The 16,848-nt window shown below is 62.0% G+C and carries 18 protein-coding genes; 5 read left to right on the top strand and 13 right to left on the bottom strand.

Annotated elements, in window-relative coordinates; all coding sequences use genetic code 11:
• Positions 1-18: 18 nt before the first annotated feature.
• The 6 genes from D1223_RS06020 to D1223_RS05995 form a co-directional block, all read right to left on the bottom strand.
• Positions 19-948: an electron transfer flavoprotein subunit alpha/FixB family protein gene (locus D1223_RS06020; RefSeq protein WP_119375523.1), complete on the bottom strand. Its 930-nt coding sequence runs from the start codon at positions 946-948 to the stop codon at positions 19-21.
• Positions 948-1,694 carry an electron transfer flavoprotein subunit beta/FixA family protein gene (locus D1223_RS06015; protein WP_119375522.1) on the bottom strand — a complete coding sequence of 249 codons (747 nt, stop codon included), beginning with the start codon at positions 1,692-1,694 and terminating at the stop codon, positions 948-950. The genes D1223_RS06020 and D1223_RS06015 overlap by 1 nt, the downstream gene beginning before the upstream one ends.
• Before the next feature lie 188 nt (positions 1,695-1,882).
• Positions 1,883-2,140 (bottom strand): DUF3297 family protein, encoded by a 258-nt coding sequence (locus D1223_RS06010; RefSeq protein ID WP_119375521.1) that lies wholly within the window; start codon positions 2,138-2,140, stop codon positions 1,883-1,885.
• Positions 2,141-2,189: 49 nt separating this feature from the next.
• The gene (locus D1223_RS06005; protein WP_119375520.1) at positions 2,190-2,618 is read right to left on the bottom strand and encodes a hypothetical protein; all 429 of its coding nucleotides are present in this window, start codon (positions 2,616-2,618) and stop codon (positions 2,190-2,192) included.
• Positions 2,611-3,192 (bottom strand): cob(I)yrinic acid a,c-diamide adenosyltransferase, encoded by a 582-nt coding sequence (locus tag D1223_RS06000; RefSeq protein WP_119375519.1) that lies wholly within the window; start codon positions 3,190-3,192, stop codon positions 2,611-2,613. The genes D1223_RS06005 and D1223_RS06000 overlap by 8 nt, the downstream gene beginning before the upstream one ends.
• A 24-nt stretch (positions 3,193-3,216) precedes the next feature.
• Positions 3,217-3,420, bottom strand: a complete 204-nt coding sequence (locus D1223_RS05995; RefSeq protein WP_119375518.1) for a twin transmembrane helix small protein — start codon at positions 3,418-3,420, stop codon at positions 3,217-3,219.
• A 432-nt stretch (positions 3,421-3,852) separates the two neighbouring features.
• On the opposite strand from D1223_RS05995, the gene D1223_RS18805 reads away from it, so the two are divergent.
• Both D1223_RS18805 and rpoH read left to right on the top strand, forming a co-directional pair.
• Entirely contained in the window at positions 3,853-4,422 is a 570-nt protein-coding gene (locus D1223_RS18805; RefSeq protein WP_158588421.1) for a hypothetical protein, read from the top strand.
• Positions 4,423-4,547: 125 nt separating this feature from the next.
• Positions 4,548-5,435 (top strand): RNA polymerase sigma factor RpoH, encoded by an 888-nt coding sequence (gene rpoH, locus D1223_RS05985; RefSeq protein ID WP_119375517.1) that lies wholly within the window; start codon positions 4,548-4,550, stop codon positions 5,433-5,435.
• Between the two features lie 3 nt (positions 5,436-5,438).
• Here the strand turns inward: rpoH and D1223_RS05980 are convergent, their stop codons facing one another.
• The gene (locus D1223_RS05980) at positions 5,439-6,641 is read right to left on the bottom strand and encodes a hypothetical protein (protein ID WP_119375516.1); all 1,203 of its coding nucleotides are present in this window, start codon (positions 6,639-6,641) and stop codon (positions 5,439-5,441) included.
• Between the two features lie 162 nt (positions 6,642-6,803).
• Between D1223_RS05980 and D1223_RS05975 the strand changes: the two genes are divergently transcribed.
• On the top strand, positions 6,804-7,610 hold the full coding sequence (locus D1223_RS05975; protein ID WP_119375515.1) for a TrmH family RNA methyltransferase: 807 nt from the start codon (positions 6,804-6,806) through the stop codon (positions 7,608-7,610).
• Positions 7,611-7,617: 7 nt separating this feature from the next.
• On the opposite strand, the gene D1223_RS05970 is transcribed toward D1223_RS05975, so the two are convergent.
• The 6 genes from D1223_RS05970 to D1223_RS05945 form a co-directional block, all read right to left on the bottom strand.
• Positions 7,618-8,913, bottom strand: coding sequence for an adenylosuccinate synthase (locus D1223_RS05970; RefSeq protein ID WP_119375514.1), 1,296 nt, complete (start codon positions 8,911-8,913; stop codon positions 7,618-7,620).
• Between the two features lie 83 nt (positions 8,914-8,996).
• On the bottom strand, positions 8,997-10,463 hold the full coding sequence (locus tag D1223_RS05965) for a flavin-containing monooxygenase (protein WP_119375513.1): 1,467 nt from the start codon (positions 10,461-10,463) through the stop codon (positions 8,997-8,999).
• Between the two features lie 78 nt (positions 10,464-10,541).
• On the bottom strand, positions 10,542-11,129 hold the full coding sequence (locus tag D1223_RS05960) for an acyloxyacyl hydrolase (RefSeq protein WP_119375512.1): 588 nt from the start codon (positions 11,127-11,129) through the stop codon (positions 10,542-10,544).
• A gap of 69 nt (positions 11,130-11,198) precedes the next feature.
• Positions 11,199-11,810 (bottom strand): flavodoxin family protein, encoded by a 612-nt coding sequence (locus D1223_RS05955; protein WP_119375511.1) that lies wholly within the window; start codon positions 11,808-11,810, stop codon positions 11,199-11,201.
• A gap of 108 nt (positions 11,811-11,918) precedes the next feature.
• A complete protein-coding gene (gene serA / locus D1223_RS05950) occupies positions 11,919-13,514 on the bottom strand; it encodes a phosphoglycerate dehydrogenase (protein WP_119375510.1) in 1,596 nt (531 codons plus the stop codon).
• A gap of 133 nt (positions 13,515-13,647) precedes the next feature.
• Positions 13,648-14,820 (bottom strand): phosphoserine transaminase, encoded by a 1,173-nt coding sequence (locus tag D1223_RS05945; RefSeq protein WP_119375509.1) that lies wholly within the window; start codon positions 14,818-14,820, stop codon positions 13,648-13,650.
• Between the two features lie 189 nt (positions 14,821-15,009).
• On the opposite strand from D1223_RS05945, the gene D1223_RS05940 reads away from it, so the two are divergent.
• Positions 15,010-15,915, top strand: a complete 906-nt coding sequence (locus D1223_RS05940) for a DMT family transporter (RefSeq protein WP_119375508.1) — start codon at positions 15,010-15,012, stop codon at positions 15,913-15,915.
• 72 nt (positions 15,916-15,987) lie between these two features.
• Positions 15,988-16,830 (top strand): TauD/TfdA dioxygenase family protein, encoded by an 843-nt coding sequence (locus D1223_RS05935; protein ID WP_119375507.1) that lies wholly within the window; start codon positions 15,988-15,990, stop codon positions 16,828-16,830.
• Positions 16,831-16,848: the final 18 nt, after the last annotated feature.

The following is a 16,848-nucleotide window of genomic DNA, read 5'->3' as shown; positions in this document are numbered from 1 at the left end:
ACCTGGGTTGCCGGGCGCCTAGAGCGCTTCGGTCAGCTCCGGCACGGCGTTGAAGAGGTCCGCGACCAGGCCATAGTCGGCAACCTGGAAGATCGGGGCTTCCTCATCCTTGTTGATGGCAACGATGATCTTGGAATCCTTCATGCCGGCAAGGTGCTGGATCGCGCCGGAAATACCGATGGCGATGTACAGCTCAGGGGCAACGATCTTGCCGGTCTGGCCGACCTGGTAGTCGTTCGGGGCGTAGCCCGCGTCGACGGCAGCGCGCGAGGCGCCGACACCAGCACCCAGCTTGTCAGCCAGCGGAACGATCAGGCGGTCGAACTCTTCTTTCGAGCCGAGCGCACGGCCGCCGGACACGATGGTCTTGGCGGAGGTCAGTTCCGGGCGGTCAGACTGGACGATCTTCTCGTCGACAAAGGCCGATTTGAACGGACCGGCCGGGGCGTCGATGCTCTCGACCGATGCCGAGCCGCCTTCGCCGGCCGCGTCGAACGACGTGCCGCGAACGGTGACGACCTTCTTTGGATCGGAAGACTTTACCGTCATCATCGCATTGCCGGCATAGATCGGGCGCTCGAACGTATCGGTGCCTTCGATGGCCGTGATGTCGGAGATCTGCATGACGTCAAGCTTGGCCGCGATGCGCGGGGTAACGTTCTTGCCCATCGTGGTGGCGGGCGAGAAGAGGGCATCATAGCCATCCATCAGCGGGACGATCAGCGCTTCCATGGCTTCGGCGAGCTGCTTTTCGAGGGCATCGCCTTCGGCGTGGAGCACCTTGCGAACGCCATCGATCTTCGCGGCGGCATCGGCAACCGCACCGGAGCCTTTGCCGGCGACCAGCACATCGACGTCGCCGCCGAAAGCCTTTGCCGCCGTGACGGTCTTGTGGGTCGCGTCGAAGAGCGACTCATTGTCGTGATCTGCAAGTACCAGAACAGCCATTAAATCGCTCCTTCAGCTTTGAGTTTCGAGACAAGCGTGGCGACGTCCTCGACCTTCTCGCCAGCTTCGCGTTCCGGCGGCTCGGTCACCTTGACGACGGTCAGGCGGGCGGCGGTATCGACGCCATAATCGCCCGGCGCCTTTTCATCGATCGGCTTTTTCTTCGCCTTCATGATGTTCGGCAGCGAGGCATAGCGCGGCTCGTTGAGGCGCAGGTCCGTGGTGACGATGGCCGGGGTCTGCAGCGAAAGGGTCTGCAGGCCGCCATCGATCTCGCGCGTGACGTTTGCCTTGCCGTCTTCCAGGACGACTTCCGAGGCGAAGGTGCCTTGCGGCCAGTCCAGCAGTGCGGCGAGCATCTGGCCAGTCTGGTTGGCATCGTCATCGATGGCCTGCTTGCCGAGGATAACGAGGTCCGGGCTCTCTTCGCCAACAACGCCCTTGAGGATCTTGGCGACGGCCAGAGGCTCCACCGCATCGTCCGTCTTGACCAGGATGCCGCGGTCGGCACCCATGGCGAGCGCGGTGCGCAGCGTTTCCTGCGCCTGTTGCGGGCCAATCGAGACCACGATGATCTCTTCAGCGGCGCCTTTTTCCTTCAGGCGGACCGCTTCCTCGACGGCGATTTCGTCGAACGGGTTCATCGACATCTTCACATTGGCGAGGTCGACGCCTGTCTGGTCCGACTTTACGCGGACTTTTACGTTGTAATCGATCACCCGTTTGACGGGCACGAGCACCTTCATCGGCTGGCTCCCATAATTGCGATCTTGAAGTCTGGCGTTGACCTAGAGAACTCGCGGGAAACAATCAAGCTTCCCGCTAACGTAAAGGTCAATTCGTCGCGCAAATTTGAGATACAGGAGGCTTTCCAGCCGGAAGCGCCGGTCCCTTGGCAACGATTGGCGTTGCAATGGGTGTGGCGAGAACTGCCTCAGTCTTCGGTCTTATTCTCGACATCCTCGAACCAGACCTCGACAGGGCCTTTCAGGGTCAGGGTCAGCGGATTGCCGCGCCGGTCGAGGGACTTGCCCGCGACGACCTTGATCCAGCCTTCCGACAGGCAGTACTCGACGACATTGGTGCGTTCCTGGCCCTTGAAGCGCACCCCGACGCCGCGCGAAATCAGCGCCTCGTCATAATGCGGGCTGCGGGGGTCAAGGCTCAGGCGGTCTGGTGGTGTATCGCTCATGGCGCGATGGTTTGCCCTGAAGCCGGCAAATGCTCAAGCCCTGATGCTGCTAGCCGCGCTTGTAATAGACAGACCGGTTCGACGGCGCAGAGCCATCCGGCAGGTAAACGGTCTGCACGATGCGCATGGTTTCGTCGTCGATCAGGGTGCGGGTCGCCTGCATGAGCTTCTCGCCCTTGAGATAGGCCGACGAGTTCAGCTCGCTCGGGCTTTCGGCAGCGATCACGAAACTGTCGATCAGGTCGGTCCCCTCGAACGGCACGGCGACACCATCGGCCTTGCCGCTGAAGGATGCGGTATGGGCGTCGCCGGCCTTGTCTGTCCATGCCATGTCGAACACGAGCAGGCCGACTTCCTCGCGGATGATGTACTGACCCGAGGCGGGCGGATCGCCTTGCTCATACCGGCAGGAGGCGGGGTCGAGTTCCCAGTGGCCGAGAAAGCGGGCATATGGCGGCGCCGGCGGGGATTCAGCCATCGCCGCGATTGGCCCCGGGCACCCATTTTATGTCGGCCGCACCATTTTCATTGGCGGCCCTGCAGGCCACGAACAGCCAGTCCGACAGCCGGTTGATGTAGGCGAGAGCGGGTGCGCTGACCGTTTCGTCTTCAAGCCCCGCCAGCCGGGCAATATCGCGTTCGGCGCGCCGGCAGGTCACGCGGGCGACATGCAGATAGGCTGCGAGGGCCGAGCCGCCTGGCAGGATGAAGCTGTCCAGCGGCGGGATGTCGGCATTCATCGCGTCAATTTCCCGTTCCAGCCGCTCGACCTGGGTCTGGACGATCCGCAGGGGCTCCCAGCCAAGATCCTTTCCGCGATCCGGCGTTGCCAGGTCGGCGCCGAGGTCGAACAGGTCATTCTGGATGCGATGGATGGCTTCTGCCAGGTCGCCTTCTGCGGTCGTGGCCGCAACGCCGAGCGCTGCGTTCACCTCATCGACACTGCCATAGGCGGTGACGCGCGGGTTCCACTTGTCGACCGGCTCGCCCGTGGCCAGGCGGGTCTTACCCTTGTCGCCGGTGCGGGTGTAGATCTTGTCGAGCTTGACCAAGACAGGCCTCCATTAGTGGCGCGGTCAGCCGAAGGCGCCGGCGACGAAGCCGATCGCGCAAAGAAGGGCGATGGCAATCGCCTGGACGAGGACGCGCATGCGCATGAGTTTGTTCGACCGGCTCGGCTGGTTTTCGTCCGTCCGGGTCAGGTTGACGAGGCCAAGCACAAGGATGACCAGCAGGACAGCGAGCGCCAGGTAAAAGCCGATTGTAAGAAAATTCGCCATGTTGAGTCTTTCAGTATGGTTCTCGCTACTTAGGGCGTCTGGCCGGTGAAGTCATGCCCGCCCGGTTGCGCCCCCTCGTCGCAAGCGGCCAGGCGCAATCGAGCTAACGAAGATTTCACCTCGCGCGCCGTTGCGGCAAGCAATCGAAAGACGTATTTCACAAGTGCTGGAACATTTCGTGACAGTGCTTGAGAGGCGCAATAGTAAAGCCTCAGTCTACAAGGCAACCGCGATGCAATCGCAACAGAACAAGCCTTCAACAAAACCGGCAGCCAAGCCAGCTGCAAAGCCCGGCAAGCCATCGATCCCAGGTAAGCCCCGGGCGAAGTAATTCAGCAGGCAGGCGCCTAGACGAGACCCGGATGCCGCCCCCGCATCCGGGTCTCAATCGTCTCGAATACAGTGATGATGGAGTGCGGGGTTTTCCAAATCTTGAATTCCTTTAATTTTTATTTGGTTGCGCGTTCTGAAAACCAGTATCAAGATTCGAATGTCCCGACTGATTCGGTGACGCTAGAAAAGTATAGTCCCGTTTCACTTTGCTCGGGGGTAATACATGCCAGCAAAAGCCACAAAACCGGCAGCAAAAACGGCTGCCAAGACTGTCGCCAAGAAGGCGGCTGTGAAACCAGCGGCGAAGAAAGCCGCCGCCAAGGCGCCAGCCAGGAAACCAGTCAAGACAGCTGCGGCGAAGGCCAAGCCAGCCACAGCCAAGGCGGCGAAGCCTGCTGCGAAGGCCGCCGCCGTGAAGAAACCGGCTGCGAAGAAGCCGACGGCCAAAAAAGCTGCAGCACCCAAGAAGGTGGTCGCCGCAAAGAAGCCTGCGGCGGCCAAGAAACCTGCAGCCAGGAAGACGGCGCCCAAAAAGGCTGCCTGACGCCCGGTTCTGGATCGAATGAGGCTGTTCGGCCAGAACCGGCCGGACAGCCTCTTTTTTTGTCGAAAAATTTCGCTGCGGCCTTCATTTGGCCGGGTTCATCGCCCATTTATGAGCATGCGTGATAAATGAGATGCGCAAACGGGGGAAAGACGCCGCCAATGATTGGGGCTAGACACTTTCTTCAGAACCGATGCGGAACTGATGCCGGACTTTTGGGTCAGACTCCGTAGACAGGAGAAAAACGCCGATGGCAAAGACAACATCAATCGCCCTCAGCCCGGAACAGGGCCTCAGCCGGTATCTCACAGAGATCCGGAAATTTCCCATGCTCGAAAAGGAGCAGGAATTCATGCTGGCCAAGCGCTGGCAGCAACATGAGGATACCGACGCCGCCGAGCAGATGGTGACCTCCCACCTTCGCCTCGTCGCCAAGATCGCGATGGGCTATCGCGGCTATGGCCTGCCGATGGCCGAGGTGATCTCCGAAGGCAATGTCGGTCTCATGCAGGCCGTGAAGAAATTCGATCCGGACAAGGGCTTCCGCCTCGCGACATATGCCATGTGGTGGATTCGCGCCGCGATCCAGGAATACATCCTGCGCTCCTGGAGCCTCGTGAAGCTCGGCACCACGGCCGCGCAGAAGAAGCTGTTCTTCAATCTTCGCCGCATCAAGGGCGAGATCAATGCGCTGGAAAGCGGCGATCTCAATCCCGACCAGGTGAAGGAAATCGCCGAGCGCCTGAATGTGTCCGAGAAGGACGTGCTCAGCATGAATGGCCGGATGAGCGGATCTGACGCCTCGCTCAATGCGCCCATGGGCCAGGAAGGCGACATGGAATGGCAGGACTGGCTGACCGATGACGATCCCGGCCAGGCCGAATCCTATGCCAACCGTCAGGAGTTCGACAGCCGGATGACGCTTCTCCAGGAAGCCATGGCGGACCTGTCGGAGCGCGAGCAGCACATCCTGCAGGAACGCCGCCTGACCGATGAGCCGAAGACGCTGGAAGAGCTGTCAGAGGTCTACAATGTCAGCCGTGAGCGCATTCGCCAGATCGAGGTCCGCGCCTTCGAGAAGATCCAGAAGGCGATGAAGCGCATGGCGAAAGAGCAGGGCCTGCCGGCGGGTGGCTGACACCTAGTCCGCCAGACCCGGATCTTCCTTGTCCTCGGCCTTCGGGTCGAGGAATTCCGGCGCCTTGACGCCCATCAGGACCGCCGCAATCAGAGCGCCCACCGCCACAGTGAAGACGATGACGGCCACCAGGCCGCCACCGACCCCGAGCGTGCGGCTGAGATAGTTCACGATATCCTCATACCGGAACACGCCGATGGCGGCGGCGATGGCGCCTGCCGATTTCAGCGCGGTCTCGATATGGCTGGGATAGGTGCGCAGGTGGAAGAAGATGAGCAGCATCGCCCAGACCCCGAAGCCAAGCGCGAAAAGCGGCGCGGTAATCCGGTAGGCGTTGGACAGCCCGTCACCGGTAAGCAGGGATGAGGTGGAGAGATAGGCCGCATTCATTAGCGGCCAGAGCAGGACCAGCGCGCCGCCCGCGGCCAACGGGAAAGATACCTGCTGGACCGTCTTGCCATAGAGCTGGGTCAGCGGCTTGCGCAGCCAGACCAGCAGGATGCCGATAAACAGCAGGGTCAGCAGGAACACCATCTTAACCGGCAGCACATAACGGTGAACCGAGGCGAGCAAGGATGGGTGGTCGGCCTCCATCGCATTTACCCGGGCGCGGAAATCGGTCTTGGCCCTGCAGCAGGCTTCGATGCTGGTCACGGTGCCTGTCGGAAAGCAGAGCTTCTGTTCCTGCGCGGCAACGCCATAGCGCAGCCATTCGTCCTCGCAGCGCGACTGGAACCTCTGCAGGCCGCCTTCGCTGGCCGCATTGATCTTCAGCTGGATCAGCACCTCGCCAATCGCCGCGCGCCGCAAGGCCGGATCTTCGGAGGGCACGCCCTCGTCGCTGACGATGGCATCGGGCGCAACCTCGAACAAAGACCGCGTATTGGACCCGGCAAAGGCGTTCGACAGGGACCAGGAGAGGAAGCCGATGATCCCGGCCACGGCAATCAGCGTGATCCGTCCGTGGGGAACCCGGCCTGCCGCCAGCGCATCGACGATCAGGACGGCAGGCCGCCAGAAGGCGATCAGGGCGAGCGCGCCTGCAACCGGGAAGAACAGGAAGTTGTGGGCGAACATCGTCGCCATCTGCAGGGCGAGGCCATCGGGGCCGAACTCATAGACCAGCACGCCCGTCTCGAACAGGAAGGCCAGATAGATCAGCGCGAAAAGCAGTGTGACCGCAATTCGCGACCCGGCATGTGTCATTGTCTTGTCCCTCGCCCGCGCCCCTGCGGCCATTCGGGACACTAGCCGGAATGGCACGATTGGGGAACCGGCTGGTTAATCCGGGCCTCGCGCTGACGCGCATGCTTCGCTAAACGGCTGTCTTCGCCAGTCCAGACGTTCGCCAGGAGTGCTCCTTTCCGCATGAATGAGGTCATCCATATCGACGATTCCGCCGATCCGCGCGTGGCGCCCTATGTCTCGATCCGCGAGCGGGACCTCACCGGCCGGCCCGACGGCCGCTTCATAGTCGAGGGAAAAGTAACGCTTTCAATCCTGGCCGAGCGGTCTCGCTTCACGATCGACAGCGTTTTCATCGGCGAGACGCGGCTTGAACCTCTGGCGGATATTCTGGCGGGCCTGCCAGGCGATGTGCCCATCTATGTCGCGCCGCAGACAATAATGGATGCGGTCGCCGGATTTCCCATTCACCGCGGCGTGCTGGCCTGCGCGCGAAAGGGTGAGCCGATTGGCCTGGAAAATCTGCTCAGCGGCGAGACACTGCTGGTCCTCAATGACATCTCCAACCACGACAATGTTGGCGCGGCGTTCCGCAATGCGGCGGCCTTCGGCGTGGATGGGATCATCCTTGATGAACGCAGCTGCGACCCGCTCTATCGCAAGGCCATCCGTGTATCCGCCGGCAGCGCGCTCTGGCTGCCCTTCCACCATGGCGAGACGGGGGCCGATCATATCGCAGCCCTGAAGGACGCAGGCTATGACATCTGGGCGATGACGCCGGGCGCCAGCGCCACACCCATCGGCGACATGCCGGTTTCAGGGAAGGTCGCCGTGCTGCTCGGGGCTGAAGGTCCGGGCCTGCCGGACGGGCTGATCGGAGCGGCGCATCCCGTGCGCATTCCCATGGCGCCGGGCTTTGACAGCATAAATGTCGCAACAGCCGGTGCTGTCGCCCTCAGCCGGATTTTCGAGGCGCGGCAAACCGCTTGAAGGATGGTCAGGCCCGCTCGAACGGGTCGCGCATCAGGATGACGTCTTCGCGTTCCGGCGAGGTGGACACCAGCGCACACGGCTTGCCAACGAGTTCTTCCAGGCGGCGGACATATTTGACCGCTTCGGCCGGCAGGTCTGCCCAGCTGCGGGCGCCGCGCGTGGAATCCTTCCAGCCCGGCATGCTCTCATAGACCGGCTCGACGGCGGCCTGGTCGGTGAGACCGGCCGGGAAATAGTCGATTTCCTTGCCATTCAGCTTGTAGGCCACGCAGACCTTGATCTCCTCAAAGCCGTCGAGAACGTCGAGCTTGGTCAGTGCAAGGCCGGTCACGCCCGAGGTTGCGCAGGCCTGGCGGACCATGACGCTGTCGAACCAGCCGCAGCGCCGGGCCCGCCCCGTGACGGTGCCGAATTCATGCCCGACGGTGCCGAGGCGCTGGCCGATCTCATTGTCCTGTTCTGTCGGGAAGGGGCCCGAGCCGACGCGTGTCGTATAGGCCTTGGCGAGGCCGAGCACGTAGGAAATCGCGCTGGGCCCGACGCCGGACCCGGCCGAGGCATTGCCCGCCACGACATTCGATGAGGTCACGAAGGGGTAGGTGCCGTGATCGACATCGAGCATGACGCCCTGGGCGCCTTCGAACAGGATGCGGCGGTCGAGCTTGACCTGCTCATCCAGCAGTTTCCACACGGGCTTGGCAAAGGGCAGCACTTTCGGTGCCAGCTCCAGAAGGTCTGCCTTAAGCTTCTCGGCATCCGGTTCAGGCAGGTCGAGACCGGCGCGCAGCGGACGGTGGTGGGCCAGCAGGCGCTCCAGCTTGAGGTCAAGAGCGGCCGGATCGGCGAGGTCGGCAACCCGGATGGCGCGCCGGCCGACACGGTCTTCATAGGCCGGGCCGATTCCGCGCTTCGTGGTGCCGATCTTGGAGTCGCCGAGCGCCGCCTCGCGGGCCGCGTCGATATCCTTGTGCCAGGGCAGGATAAGGCAGGCATTGTCGGCCAGGATCAGGTCGTCCGGGCCGAGCATCACGCCTTCCTTCATCATGCCATCGATCTCCGACAGCAGCTGCCAGGGGTCTACGACGACGCCATTGCCGATCACCGAGAGCTTGCCACCGCGCACGACGCCCGATGGCAAGAGGTTCAGCTTGAAGGTCTTGTTGCCAATGACCAGCGTGTGGCCAGCATTGTGGCCGCCCTGGAAGCGAACAACCGTATCGGCCCGGCTCGACAGCCAGTCGACAATCTTGCCCTTGCCCTCATCGCCCCACTGGGCCCCGACAACGACCACACCTGACATGGGCTCATACTCCTTGAAATCCCGTGCGCCACAGACAGTGTTTGCACGCGAATATCAAGGGGCGAGTTGCGCTAGCGCGACGATCAGGCGAGTTCGTAATCCTCGACTTTCACGTCCTGCACGGCCGCAGCATAGTCCCGCGTGTGAGAGGACCAGTTCTGGGTGATCCGGCCGTCCTCGGTCTTGTACCAGGAATTGCACGCCGGATCGGCCCAGACCGTCTTCTGCAGCTGTTCCTGGATTTCCTTGTTCCAGCGGTCCTGCGCATCCTTCTTCGGCATCATGGCCGACGCCGACTTTTCATCCAGCGTGAGCAGCGCCTTGATCATGTACTCGACTTGGCGCTCCAGCATGAAGGTGATGGAGTTGTGGCCGAGATTGGTGTTCGGGCCATACAGCACGAAGAGGTTCGGGAAGTCGGCGACCGTGATGCCGCGATAGGCCTCCGGGTGGTCGGACCATTCCTCGTTGAGATGCTTGCCGTTCAGACCTTCGACATCGACCGACCAGTTCCAGCCAGTGGTCTCGAAGCCGGTTGCAAAGACCAGGATATCGAACTCGCGGTGGACACCGTCCGGTGTCGTCACACCGGTCTCGTCGATCGACTTCGGCGCCTGGGTGACGAGCTCGACATTGTCCTGCTGGAGCGCGGGGAAATAGTCGTCGCCGATCAGGATGCGCCGGCAGCCCACAGGATAGTCGGGCGTCAGCTTCTTGCGCAGTTCCGGATCCTTCACCTGGTCTTTCAGGTGGTTGGTCGCAATCGCCGTATAGGCGTCGCGCCCGGCCTGGGTCCATTTGAAGGCCTGCCAGAAGAAATGATCGGCATTGTCATAGATCAGCTGGCGGTTGCGGGCGCCAAGGTCCATTGCCGTTTCCGGCTCGGTGAACATCAGGGCCTGTTCCTGTTGCGTGATGGGGACATCGCGGCGCGGGATGACCCAGTTCGGTGTGCGCTGGAACACGGTTAGCTGCTTGGCGACCTTCGCAAGTTCGGGAATCAGCTGGATGGCACTCGCTGCCGAGCCGATGACGCCAACGCGCTTGCCTTCGAAATCGACGGAATGATCCCAGCGCGCCGAATGCATCTTCGCGCCCTTGAAGGCGTCGATGCCGTCAATCTTCGGCCAGTTGGGCCTGTTGAGCTGGCCAAGGGCGCCGACAAGGATCTCGCCAGTATAGGTCTTGCCGCTCTCGGTCGTGACCGTCCATTTCTTGGTCTCGTCATCCCATTTCGCGCTCACGGCAGCGTCATTGAGATGAAGGTTCGGCCTCAGCTGGAAGCGATCGGCGATTTCTTCTGCATAGGCCTGGATTTCCGAGCCCTGAGGATAGGCGCGGGTCCAGTTGATGCTCTGTGCAAAAGACAGCTGGTAGAGCGCTACCGGAACGTCGCAGGCGCATCCCGGATAGGTGTTCTCATACCAGGTGCCGCCGACTTTCGGGTTGCGGTCGAGCAGATCAAAGGAATGTCCCGCTTCCTGCAGCTTGATGGCAGCGGTCAGGCCGCCGAGGCCGGCGCCAATGATGATGGCATGTTTCTGCGCCATTCAATCCTCCCATGTCATTTGTTGACGGGGAGGATTCGCCTGATCTCGTCTGAATGCAAGTGTGACGGCGGGTAAGCCTTACCCGCCGAAACGGTAATAGGCGCGCAGCCCGATACTATCGACGCCCTGATTGCGCCCATTGCCGAGGATCTGGCCGTGGGACAGGTGCTCATACTGGAGCTGAAGGCCCCAATTCTCACCGATGTCGCGGTTGACGGCGAGGCCGGTCCGGAAGAGGTCCTCCGATCCATACAGGACGTTTTCCTGCGAGAAGGCATTGCTTTCCGGGCTGCCTTGCGGGAACGGGCTGGCAACCGCGCCATCGTGGATGGCGTAGCCGAGGCTTGGCTCCAGCGACCAGTCTTCGGCAAAGTCCCAGTTCCACATCAGGCCGACCGCGCCATAGCTTGTGTCGCCTGACACATTGATCGATGCCAGCGCGTAAGGGCGGGGTGCCCAGATATATTTCAGAAACTCCGGTGAGGCGAAAACGATTTCGCCTTCGACCGTCGGGCCATCCTCCTTGTCGGCGTTCTTGCAGTCGATCACGCAGATATTGTGCTGCATGACGCCAATGCGCGCTTCCTCGACGAGCTGGGCTTCGGCGGTCTGGGCAAGCGAGACGGCCGAGAGGGTAAGAGCACTGCAGACAAGGAGACGATTCATGGAAGGGACCTCTGAAAAATTGACCCGCCCCAGAAAGGCCGGGGCGGGCCTGAGGTCAAGTTAATCTCTTCAGGCGGTTTCCAGCGCCTGGTCCACTTTGCCGCGAACCCAGCGCTTTGTGGCCTCAGCGACACGGCGCCCGAAGTCTTCAGCTGTCTCGAGGTCTGCGCGGTCCGGGGTCTGATCGGCTGGCAGGTCCGTCAGCGACTGGGTGCCCAGCCCGATCATGTGGCCGGCCCGGTTCCAGGCGCTCTCGTAGTCGCTCTGGCTCGTATTGTAGCCGGGGAAGGCACCGTAGTTGACCCAGATCATACCTTGCTGGCCGGCGAAAATTGCCAGTTCCTGCAGCGTGTTGAGCTTGTCACCCGCCAGCGAGCCGGAATTGGTGAAGCCGGCGGCGATCTTGTCCCGCCAGCCCTGCGCCATCCAGACCTTCGAGGCCGCTTCCATGAACTGCTTAAACACCGCGGAGGCCGAGCCCATATAGGTCGGAGCGCCAAAGATGATGGCGTCTGCCTCGGCGAGTTCGGACCAGGGGCCCTTGTCCGGGCTTGTCAGGTCGTCAGCCTTGTAGAGCGTGACGTCTGCGCCGTGGACAGCCTGCGCGCCCTTGAGAATATGGTCGGCGACCTTGGCGGTGTGGCCATAGCCGGAATGATAGATGATGGCGACTTTCGTCATTGGGATGCTCCTTCGAAATTGCGTTCATCTCATGGACGCGAAATGGAGCAGCCCGTTCCGGCTTTCATCGGCCGGAACGGGCATAAGTCTTATGAATGGGATGTATCCCTAGAAGTGCAGGACCTTCGCGTAGCGTACATGCGGCAGCGAATCGATTTTCTGCGTGACGTCGGCGGCCGGTTCACCGTCGATGCCGATCAGCGCGATGGCTTCGCCGCCTTCAGCCTGCCGGCCGAGATGGAAGGTCGCGATGTTCACATTCGCTTCGCCCAGCATCACGCCCAGCGAGCCGATGAAGCCCGGCTTGTCGAGATTGTTCACGTAGAGCATGACCGGGGAGAAATCGCCTTCCAGCGGCATTTCCTTGACCTCAACGACGCGCGGACGCCCGGCCGATACGGTTCCGGCCAGCGAGCGCCAGCCTGCCTGGTCTGAGTTTGCCGTCTTCGGCACAAGCACCTTGATCCGGATCAGGCTGTCATAGACGGGGCTGTCCTCTGTGACGCTCTCGGAGAACTTCACGCCGGAATCGGCGAGGATGGCAGGTGCGGACACCATGTTCACATCGCCGCGAGAGGCCCGCAGCAGGCCCGCCAGGGCCGCTGCCGTGATCGGCTTGCGGTTCATGTCGGCCAGGTCGCCCTCATACTCGATGACGACTTCCTCGAAACCGTGATCGGAGATCTGGCCGGCGAACTGGCCGAGCTTTTCAGCAAGGTCGATGAAGGGCTTCAGGCGCGGGGCTTCATCGGCGGTGACCGACGGCATGTTGAGCGCGTTCGTTACCGCGCCGGTGAGCAGGTAGTCGCTCATCTGCTCGGCGACCTGCAGCGCGACGTTTTCCTGCGCTTCGACGGTCGAGGCGCCAAGGTGCGGGGTCGCCACGAAGTTCGGCGCGCCGAACAGGACGTTCTCTTTCGCCGGTTCTTCTGCGAACACGTCGAAGGCGGCGGCCTGGATATGGCCGGATTCCAGCAGTTCGCGCACAGCGGCTTCGTCGACCAGCCCGCCGCGGGCGCAGTTGATGACGATCACGCCTTTCTTGGTTTGCTCCAGCGCTTCCTTCGACAGGATGTTGCGCGTCTGGTCGGTCAACGGCGTATGCAGCGTGATGACATCGGCGCGCGAGAGCAGGTGATCGAGATCGACCTTCTCCACGCCGAGCTCGACAGCCCTTTCCTCGGTGAGGAAGGGGTCGAAGGCGACGACCTTCATCAGGAGGCCCTTGGCGCGTTCGGCCACGCGGGCCCCGATATTGCCGCAGCCGATCAGGCCGAGCGTCTTGTAGGAGACCTCGGTACCGACGAAGTTCTTCTTCGGCCACTTGCCGGCCTGCGTACCGGCATCGGCAGCCGGGATCTGGCGCGCGGCGGCGAACATCATCGCGATGGCGTGTTCGGCCGTCGTGACAGCGTTGCCGAACGGCGTGTTCATGACGACGACGCCCTTTGCGGTCGCCGCCTTGATGTCGATATTGTCGACACCAATGCCGGCGCGGCCGATCACTTTCAGCTTCGAGGCCGCGGCAATGACGTCGGCGTCCGGCTTGCAGGCCGACCGCACGGCGAGGCCGTCAAATTCCGGGATGATCTCGATCAGCTCATCCTTGGTCAGGCCGACGCGGATATCGGTTTCGATGCCGTGATTTCTGAAGATTTCGACGGCGGCGGTGCTGAGGTCGTCAGCGATTAGGACTTTGGGCATGGGTTTGTGTTCCATTTACAAGCAGGGGAAAGGCGTCATCCCGGCCGGAGCGCAGCGAAAACCCAGGACCCAGTTGAACTGTTCGCACTGGGTCCCGGAGAAGCGCTGGTGCGCTTTGCGGGATGACGAGTAATCAGGCGTCCTGGAGTTCGGTCGCGGCTGTGGCGAAGGCCCAGTCGAGCCAGGGCAGGAGCTTCTCGACATCCGACGGCTCGACCGTCGAACCAACCCATATCCGCAGGCCTGGAGGCGCATCGCGGTAGGAGTTGAAATCGTAGGCGACGCCTTCCTTTTCCAGCATGGTCACCAGCTTCTTCACGAAGGCTTCCTGGGCATCATTGTCGAGCTTGGCCACGCGCGGATCGGCGATCCTGAACGTCACACCCGTATTGGAGCGCGTCACGGGATCGGCGCAGAGGAAGTCGATCCAGTCGGTCTTCGCGACCCAGTCTTCCAGGATCCTGAGGCTCTTGTCGGACCGTGCCTTGAGACCGGCCGGTCCGCCTTCGCTTTCGGCCCAGTCGAGGGCTTTGAGATAATCCTCGACGCAGAGCATGGACGGGGTGTTGATGGTGGCGCCTTCGAACAGGGATTCGTTCAGCTTGCCGCCCTTGGTCATGCGGAAGAGTTTCGGCAGCGGACGGTCAGGCGTGAAGCTTTCAAGCCGCTTCACGGCGTTGGGCGACAGGATCAGCATGCCATGCGCCGCTTCCCCGCCGAGCACTTTCTGCCAGCTATAGGTAATGACATCGAGTTTCTCGAACGGGATGTCCTGCGCGAAGACGGCGGACGTTGCATCACAGATCACGACGCGGTCCGGGTTCGGCTTGATCCAGCTATGATCGTCGACACGCACGCCTGAGGTCGTGCCATTCCAGGTGAAGACGATATCGGCATCGTCGCGCGCCTTCTCGAAGGGCGGCAGCACGCCATAGTCCCCGACATAGACTTCGCAATTGTCGAGCTTGAGCTGCTTTTGCGCGTCCGTCACCCAGTCCTTGCCGAAGCTTTCCCAGGCAAAGATGTCGACCGGCTTCGCGCCGAGCATCGACCACATGCACATCTCGACAGCGCCGGTGTCAGACGCAGGCACGATGGCAACGCGATAGTCGTCGGGCAGCTTCAGGATCACCTTGGTGCGGTCGATCGCTTCTTTCAGCTTCGCCTTCGCATCCTTGGCGCGGTGTGAGCGGCCGAAAGCGGTTGTCTCAAGTTGTGAGAGTGAAAATCCGGGGCGCTTGGCAGTCGGCCCGGAAGAGAAATGCGGGCATGCTGGACGCACGTCCGGCTTAGCGGGAATCGTCATCTGTTTTACTCCTATCCTTACAGATAGGCTGGCCCTCGTTGGGGAGGGCTGGCCCGCGGCCCGTATGCCAGATTTCAGGGGCGTGTGATAGGGGTAATTTCCGGACAGGCGGATGCGCCTGCGGCCTTGCCGCCTGCGTCTGCCGGTGCAATTGCAGGAGCGGAGATATTCGAGGACCGCCCCAGCCTGATGGACACCCAACGCTCACCTGCTGAATGGGCCCTGTTCCTCCTGCTCTCTTCCTGCTGGGCCGGCGCGTTCGCCATGACCAAGGTCGCTGTCGAGGACCTTCCGGTGAGTGTGATCATTCCGGGGCGGCTCGGTTGTGGCGCCGCTGTGCTATGGATTGCCATGCTGGCGCGCGGAGAGCGCCTGCCGCCATTCTCGAACCGGCCCGCCTGGCTTTCGATCATCGGACTTGGCACGATCGGGACGGCGATGCCCTTCTACCTGATCACAATGGGGCAGACGACCATCGACTCTTCCCTTGCGGCCCTGCTGATTTCCGCCGCGCCGCTTTTCACCGCGATACTCGCGCACCTCTACTTCCGCGATGAGCAACTCACCGGGTTCAAGGTGATCGGCCTGCTGGCCGGTTTCGCGGGAGTGGTGCTCCTGATCGGACCGGATGCGCTCAAGGGGCTCGGCAATGCCGATCTTGTCGCCCAGCTGCTCGTGCTTGGCGGCGCCCTCTGCTACTCGATCAACGGGATCATTGCCCGGCAGGCGCCGCGCCTTGCGCCGACTGTCATGCCGGTCGGATTTGTAACGGTTGCTGCGCTCTGTTCGGTGCCCATGCTGTTCTGGACGGACTGGTCGACGGTGACACTAACCCCTGAAAGCGCGGCGGCCGTGATCGGGCTCGGCGCCGTCTCGACCGGACTTGCCGGCATCATCCTCATCTTCCTGGTCAGCCGGACGAGCGCGACCTTCATTGCGTTGACAGGCTATGTCATTCCGATCCTGTCGGCGATTATCGGCTTCTTCGCCTTTCAGGAGGTGCAAAGCTGGAGCGCGCTCGGCGCCTTTGTCCTGATCCTGTCAGGCGTCTGGTTCTCTCAGCGCCAGCGACGCCGCGCGCCGGGACAGGCCTGAGGATTGCGTCCGTCACCGGCTCGGCTAGGATCGGAAAACATCTGGCAGCAAGACCAGACCGGGAGGACAAACATGACCAGCGCCATTCAGGTAAAACCCATTTCAGGTGCGCTCGGCGCAGAGATCGATGGGGTGGACCTTGCCAGTGACCTCTCGAATGAGGCCTTCGACCAGGTTCATCAGGCCTTCCTGGACCACCATGTCATCTTCTTCCGGGGTCAGCATGGCCTGACGCCGGAAAAGCACAAGGCGTTCGGCCGCCATTTCGGAACGCTGAACGTGCACCCCTATGTAAAGGGCATGGAAGGCCATCCGGAGATCCTGGAGATCATCAAGGAGCCAGAAGAAAAAACGAATTTCGGCGGCGGCTGGCACACCGACATGTCCTTCCTGGAAGAGCCGGCCCTCGGCTCGATCCTGCACGCCATCGAAGTCCCGCCTTTTGGCGGCGATACGCTCTGGGCGAACCAGCACCTGGCCTATGAGGCGCTTTCAGACGGTCTGAAGGAGACGCTGGAAGGGCTGACGGCCATCCACTCTGCCAAGGGCGAGTATGGACCGAAAGGGCAGTCGGCGCTCAATCGCCAGTCCATGGAGGCGACAGCGGCCCCGGATGCCCCTGAATTCGAGCATCCCGTCGTGCGCACCCATCCGGAAACTGGCCGCAAGGGGCTCTATGTCAATCCGGCCTTCACGTTGCGCTTCAAGGGCTGGAGCCGGAGGGAAAGCCGTCCGCTGCTCAATTACCTGTTCGAGCATTCGAGGCAGGAGCCGTTCACATGTCGCTTTCGCTGGGAGGCTGGCTCGGTCGCCTTCTGGGACAATCGCAGCACCTGGCACTTTGCGCTGAACGACTATCACGGCCACCGCCGGCACATGCGGCGCGTGACCGTGAATGGCGACCGCCCATTCTGAGTTTTTTCCGTCCCGGCG

Source organism: Henriciella mobilis, assembly GCF_003576285.1.
Taxonomy (GTDB): domain Bacteria; phylum Pseudomonadota; class Alphaproteobacteria; order Caulobacterales; family Hyphomonadaceae; genus Henriciella; species Henriciella mobilis.
The sequence above is the reverse complement of the archived record's forward strand: the minus strand, read 5'-3'. Positions and strand labels throughout refer to the sequence as shown.

Coding starts and splice junctions, on each gene's coding strand:
- D1223_RS06020 (WP_119375523.1), bottom strand. CDS start 948: ATGGCTGTTCTGGTACTTGCAGATCACGACAATGAGTCGCTCTTCGAC.
- D1223_RS06015 (WP_119375522.1), bottom strand. CDS start 1,694: ATGAAGGTGCTCGTGCCCGTCAAACGGGTGATCGATTACAACGTAAAA.
- D1223_RS06010 (WP_119375521.1), bottom strand. CDS start 2,140: ATGAGCGATACACCACCAGACCGCCTGAGCCTTGACCCCCGCAGCCCG.
- D1223_RS06005 (WP_119375520.1), bottom strand. CDS start 2,618: ATGGCTGAATCCCCGCCGGCGCCGCCATATGCCCGCTTTCTCGGCCAC.
- D1223_RS05995 (WP_119375518.1), bottom strand. CDS start 3,420: ATGGCGAATTTTCTTACAATCGGCTTTTACCTGGCGCTCGCTGTCCTG.
- rpoH (WP_119375517.1), top strand. CDS start 4,548: ATGGCAAAGACAACATCAATCGCCCTCAGCCCGGAACAGGGCCTCAGC.
- D1223_RS05980 (WP_119375516.1), bottom strand. CDS start 6,641: ATGACACATGCCGGGTCGCGAATTGCGGTCACACTGCTTTTCGCGCTG.
- D1223_RS05975 (WP_119375515.1), top strand. CDS start 6,804: ATGAATGAGGTCATCCATATCGACGATTCCGCCGATCCGCGCGTGGCG.
- D1223_RS05970 (WP_119375514.1), bottom strand. CDS start 8,913: ATGTCAGGTGTGGTCGTTGTCGGGGCCCAGTGGGGCGATGAGGGCAAG.
- D1223_RS05965 (WP_119375513.1), bottom strand. CDS start 10,463: ATGGCGCAGAAACATGCCATCATCATTGGCGCCGGCCTCGGCGGCCTG.
- D1223_RS05960 (WP_119375512.1), bottom strand. CDS start 11,129: ATGAATCGTCTCCTTGTCTGCAGTGCTCTTACCCTCTCGGCCGTCTCG.
- D1223_RS05955 (WP_119375511.1), bottom strand. CDS start 11,810: ATGACGAAAGTCGCCATCATCTATCATTCCGGCTATGGCCACACCGCC.
- serA (WP_119375510.1), bottom strand. CDS start 13,514: ATGCCCAAAGTCCTAATCGCTGACGACCTCAGCACCGCCGCCGTCGAA.
- D1223_RS05945 (WP_119375509.1), bottom strand. CDS start 14,820: ATGACGATTCCCGCTAAGCCGGACGTGCGTCCAGCATGCCCGCATTTC.
- D1223_RS05940 (WP_119375508.1), top strand. CDS start 15,010: ATGGACACCCAACGCTCACCTGCTGAATGGGCCCTGTTCCTCCTGCTC.
- D1223_RS05935 (WP_119375507.1), top strand. CDS start 15,988: ATGACCAGCGCCATTCAGGTAAAACCCATTTCAGGTGCGCTCGGCGCA.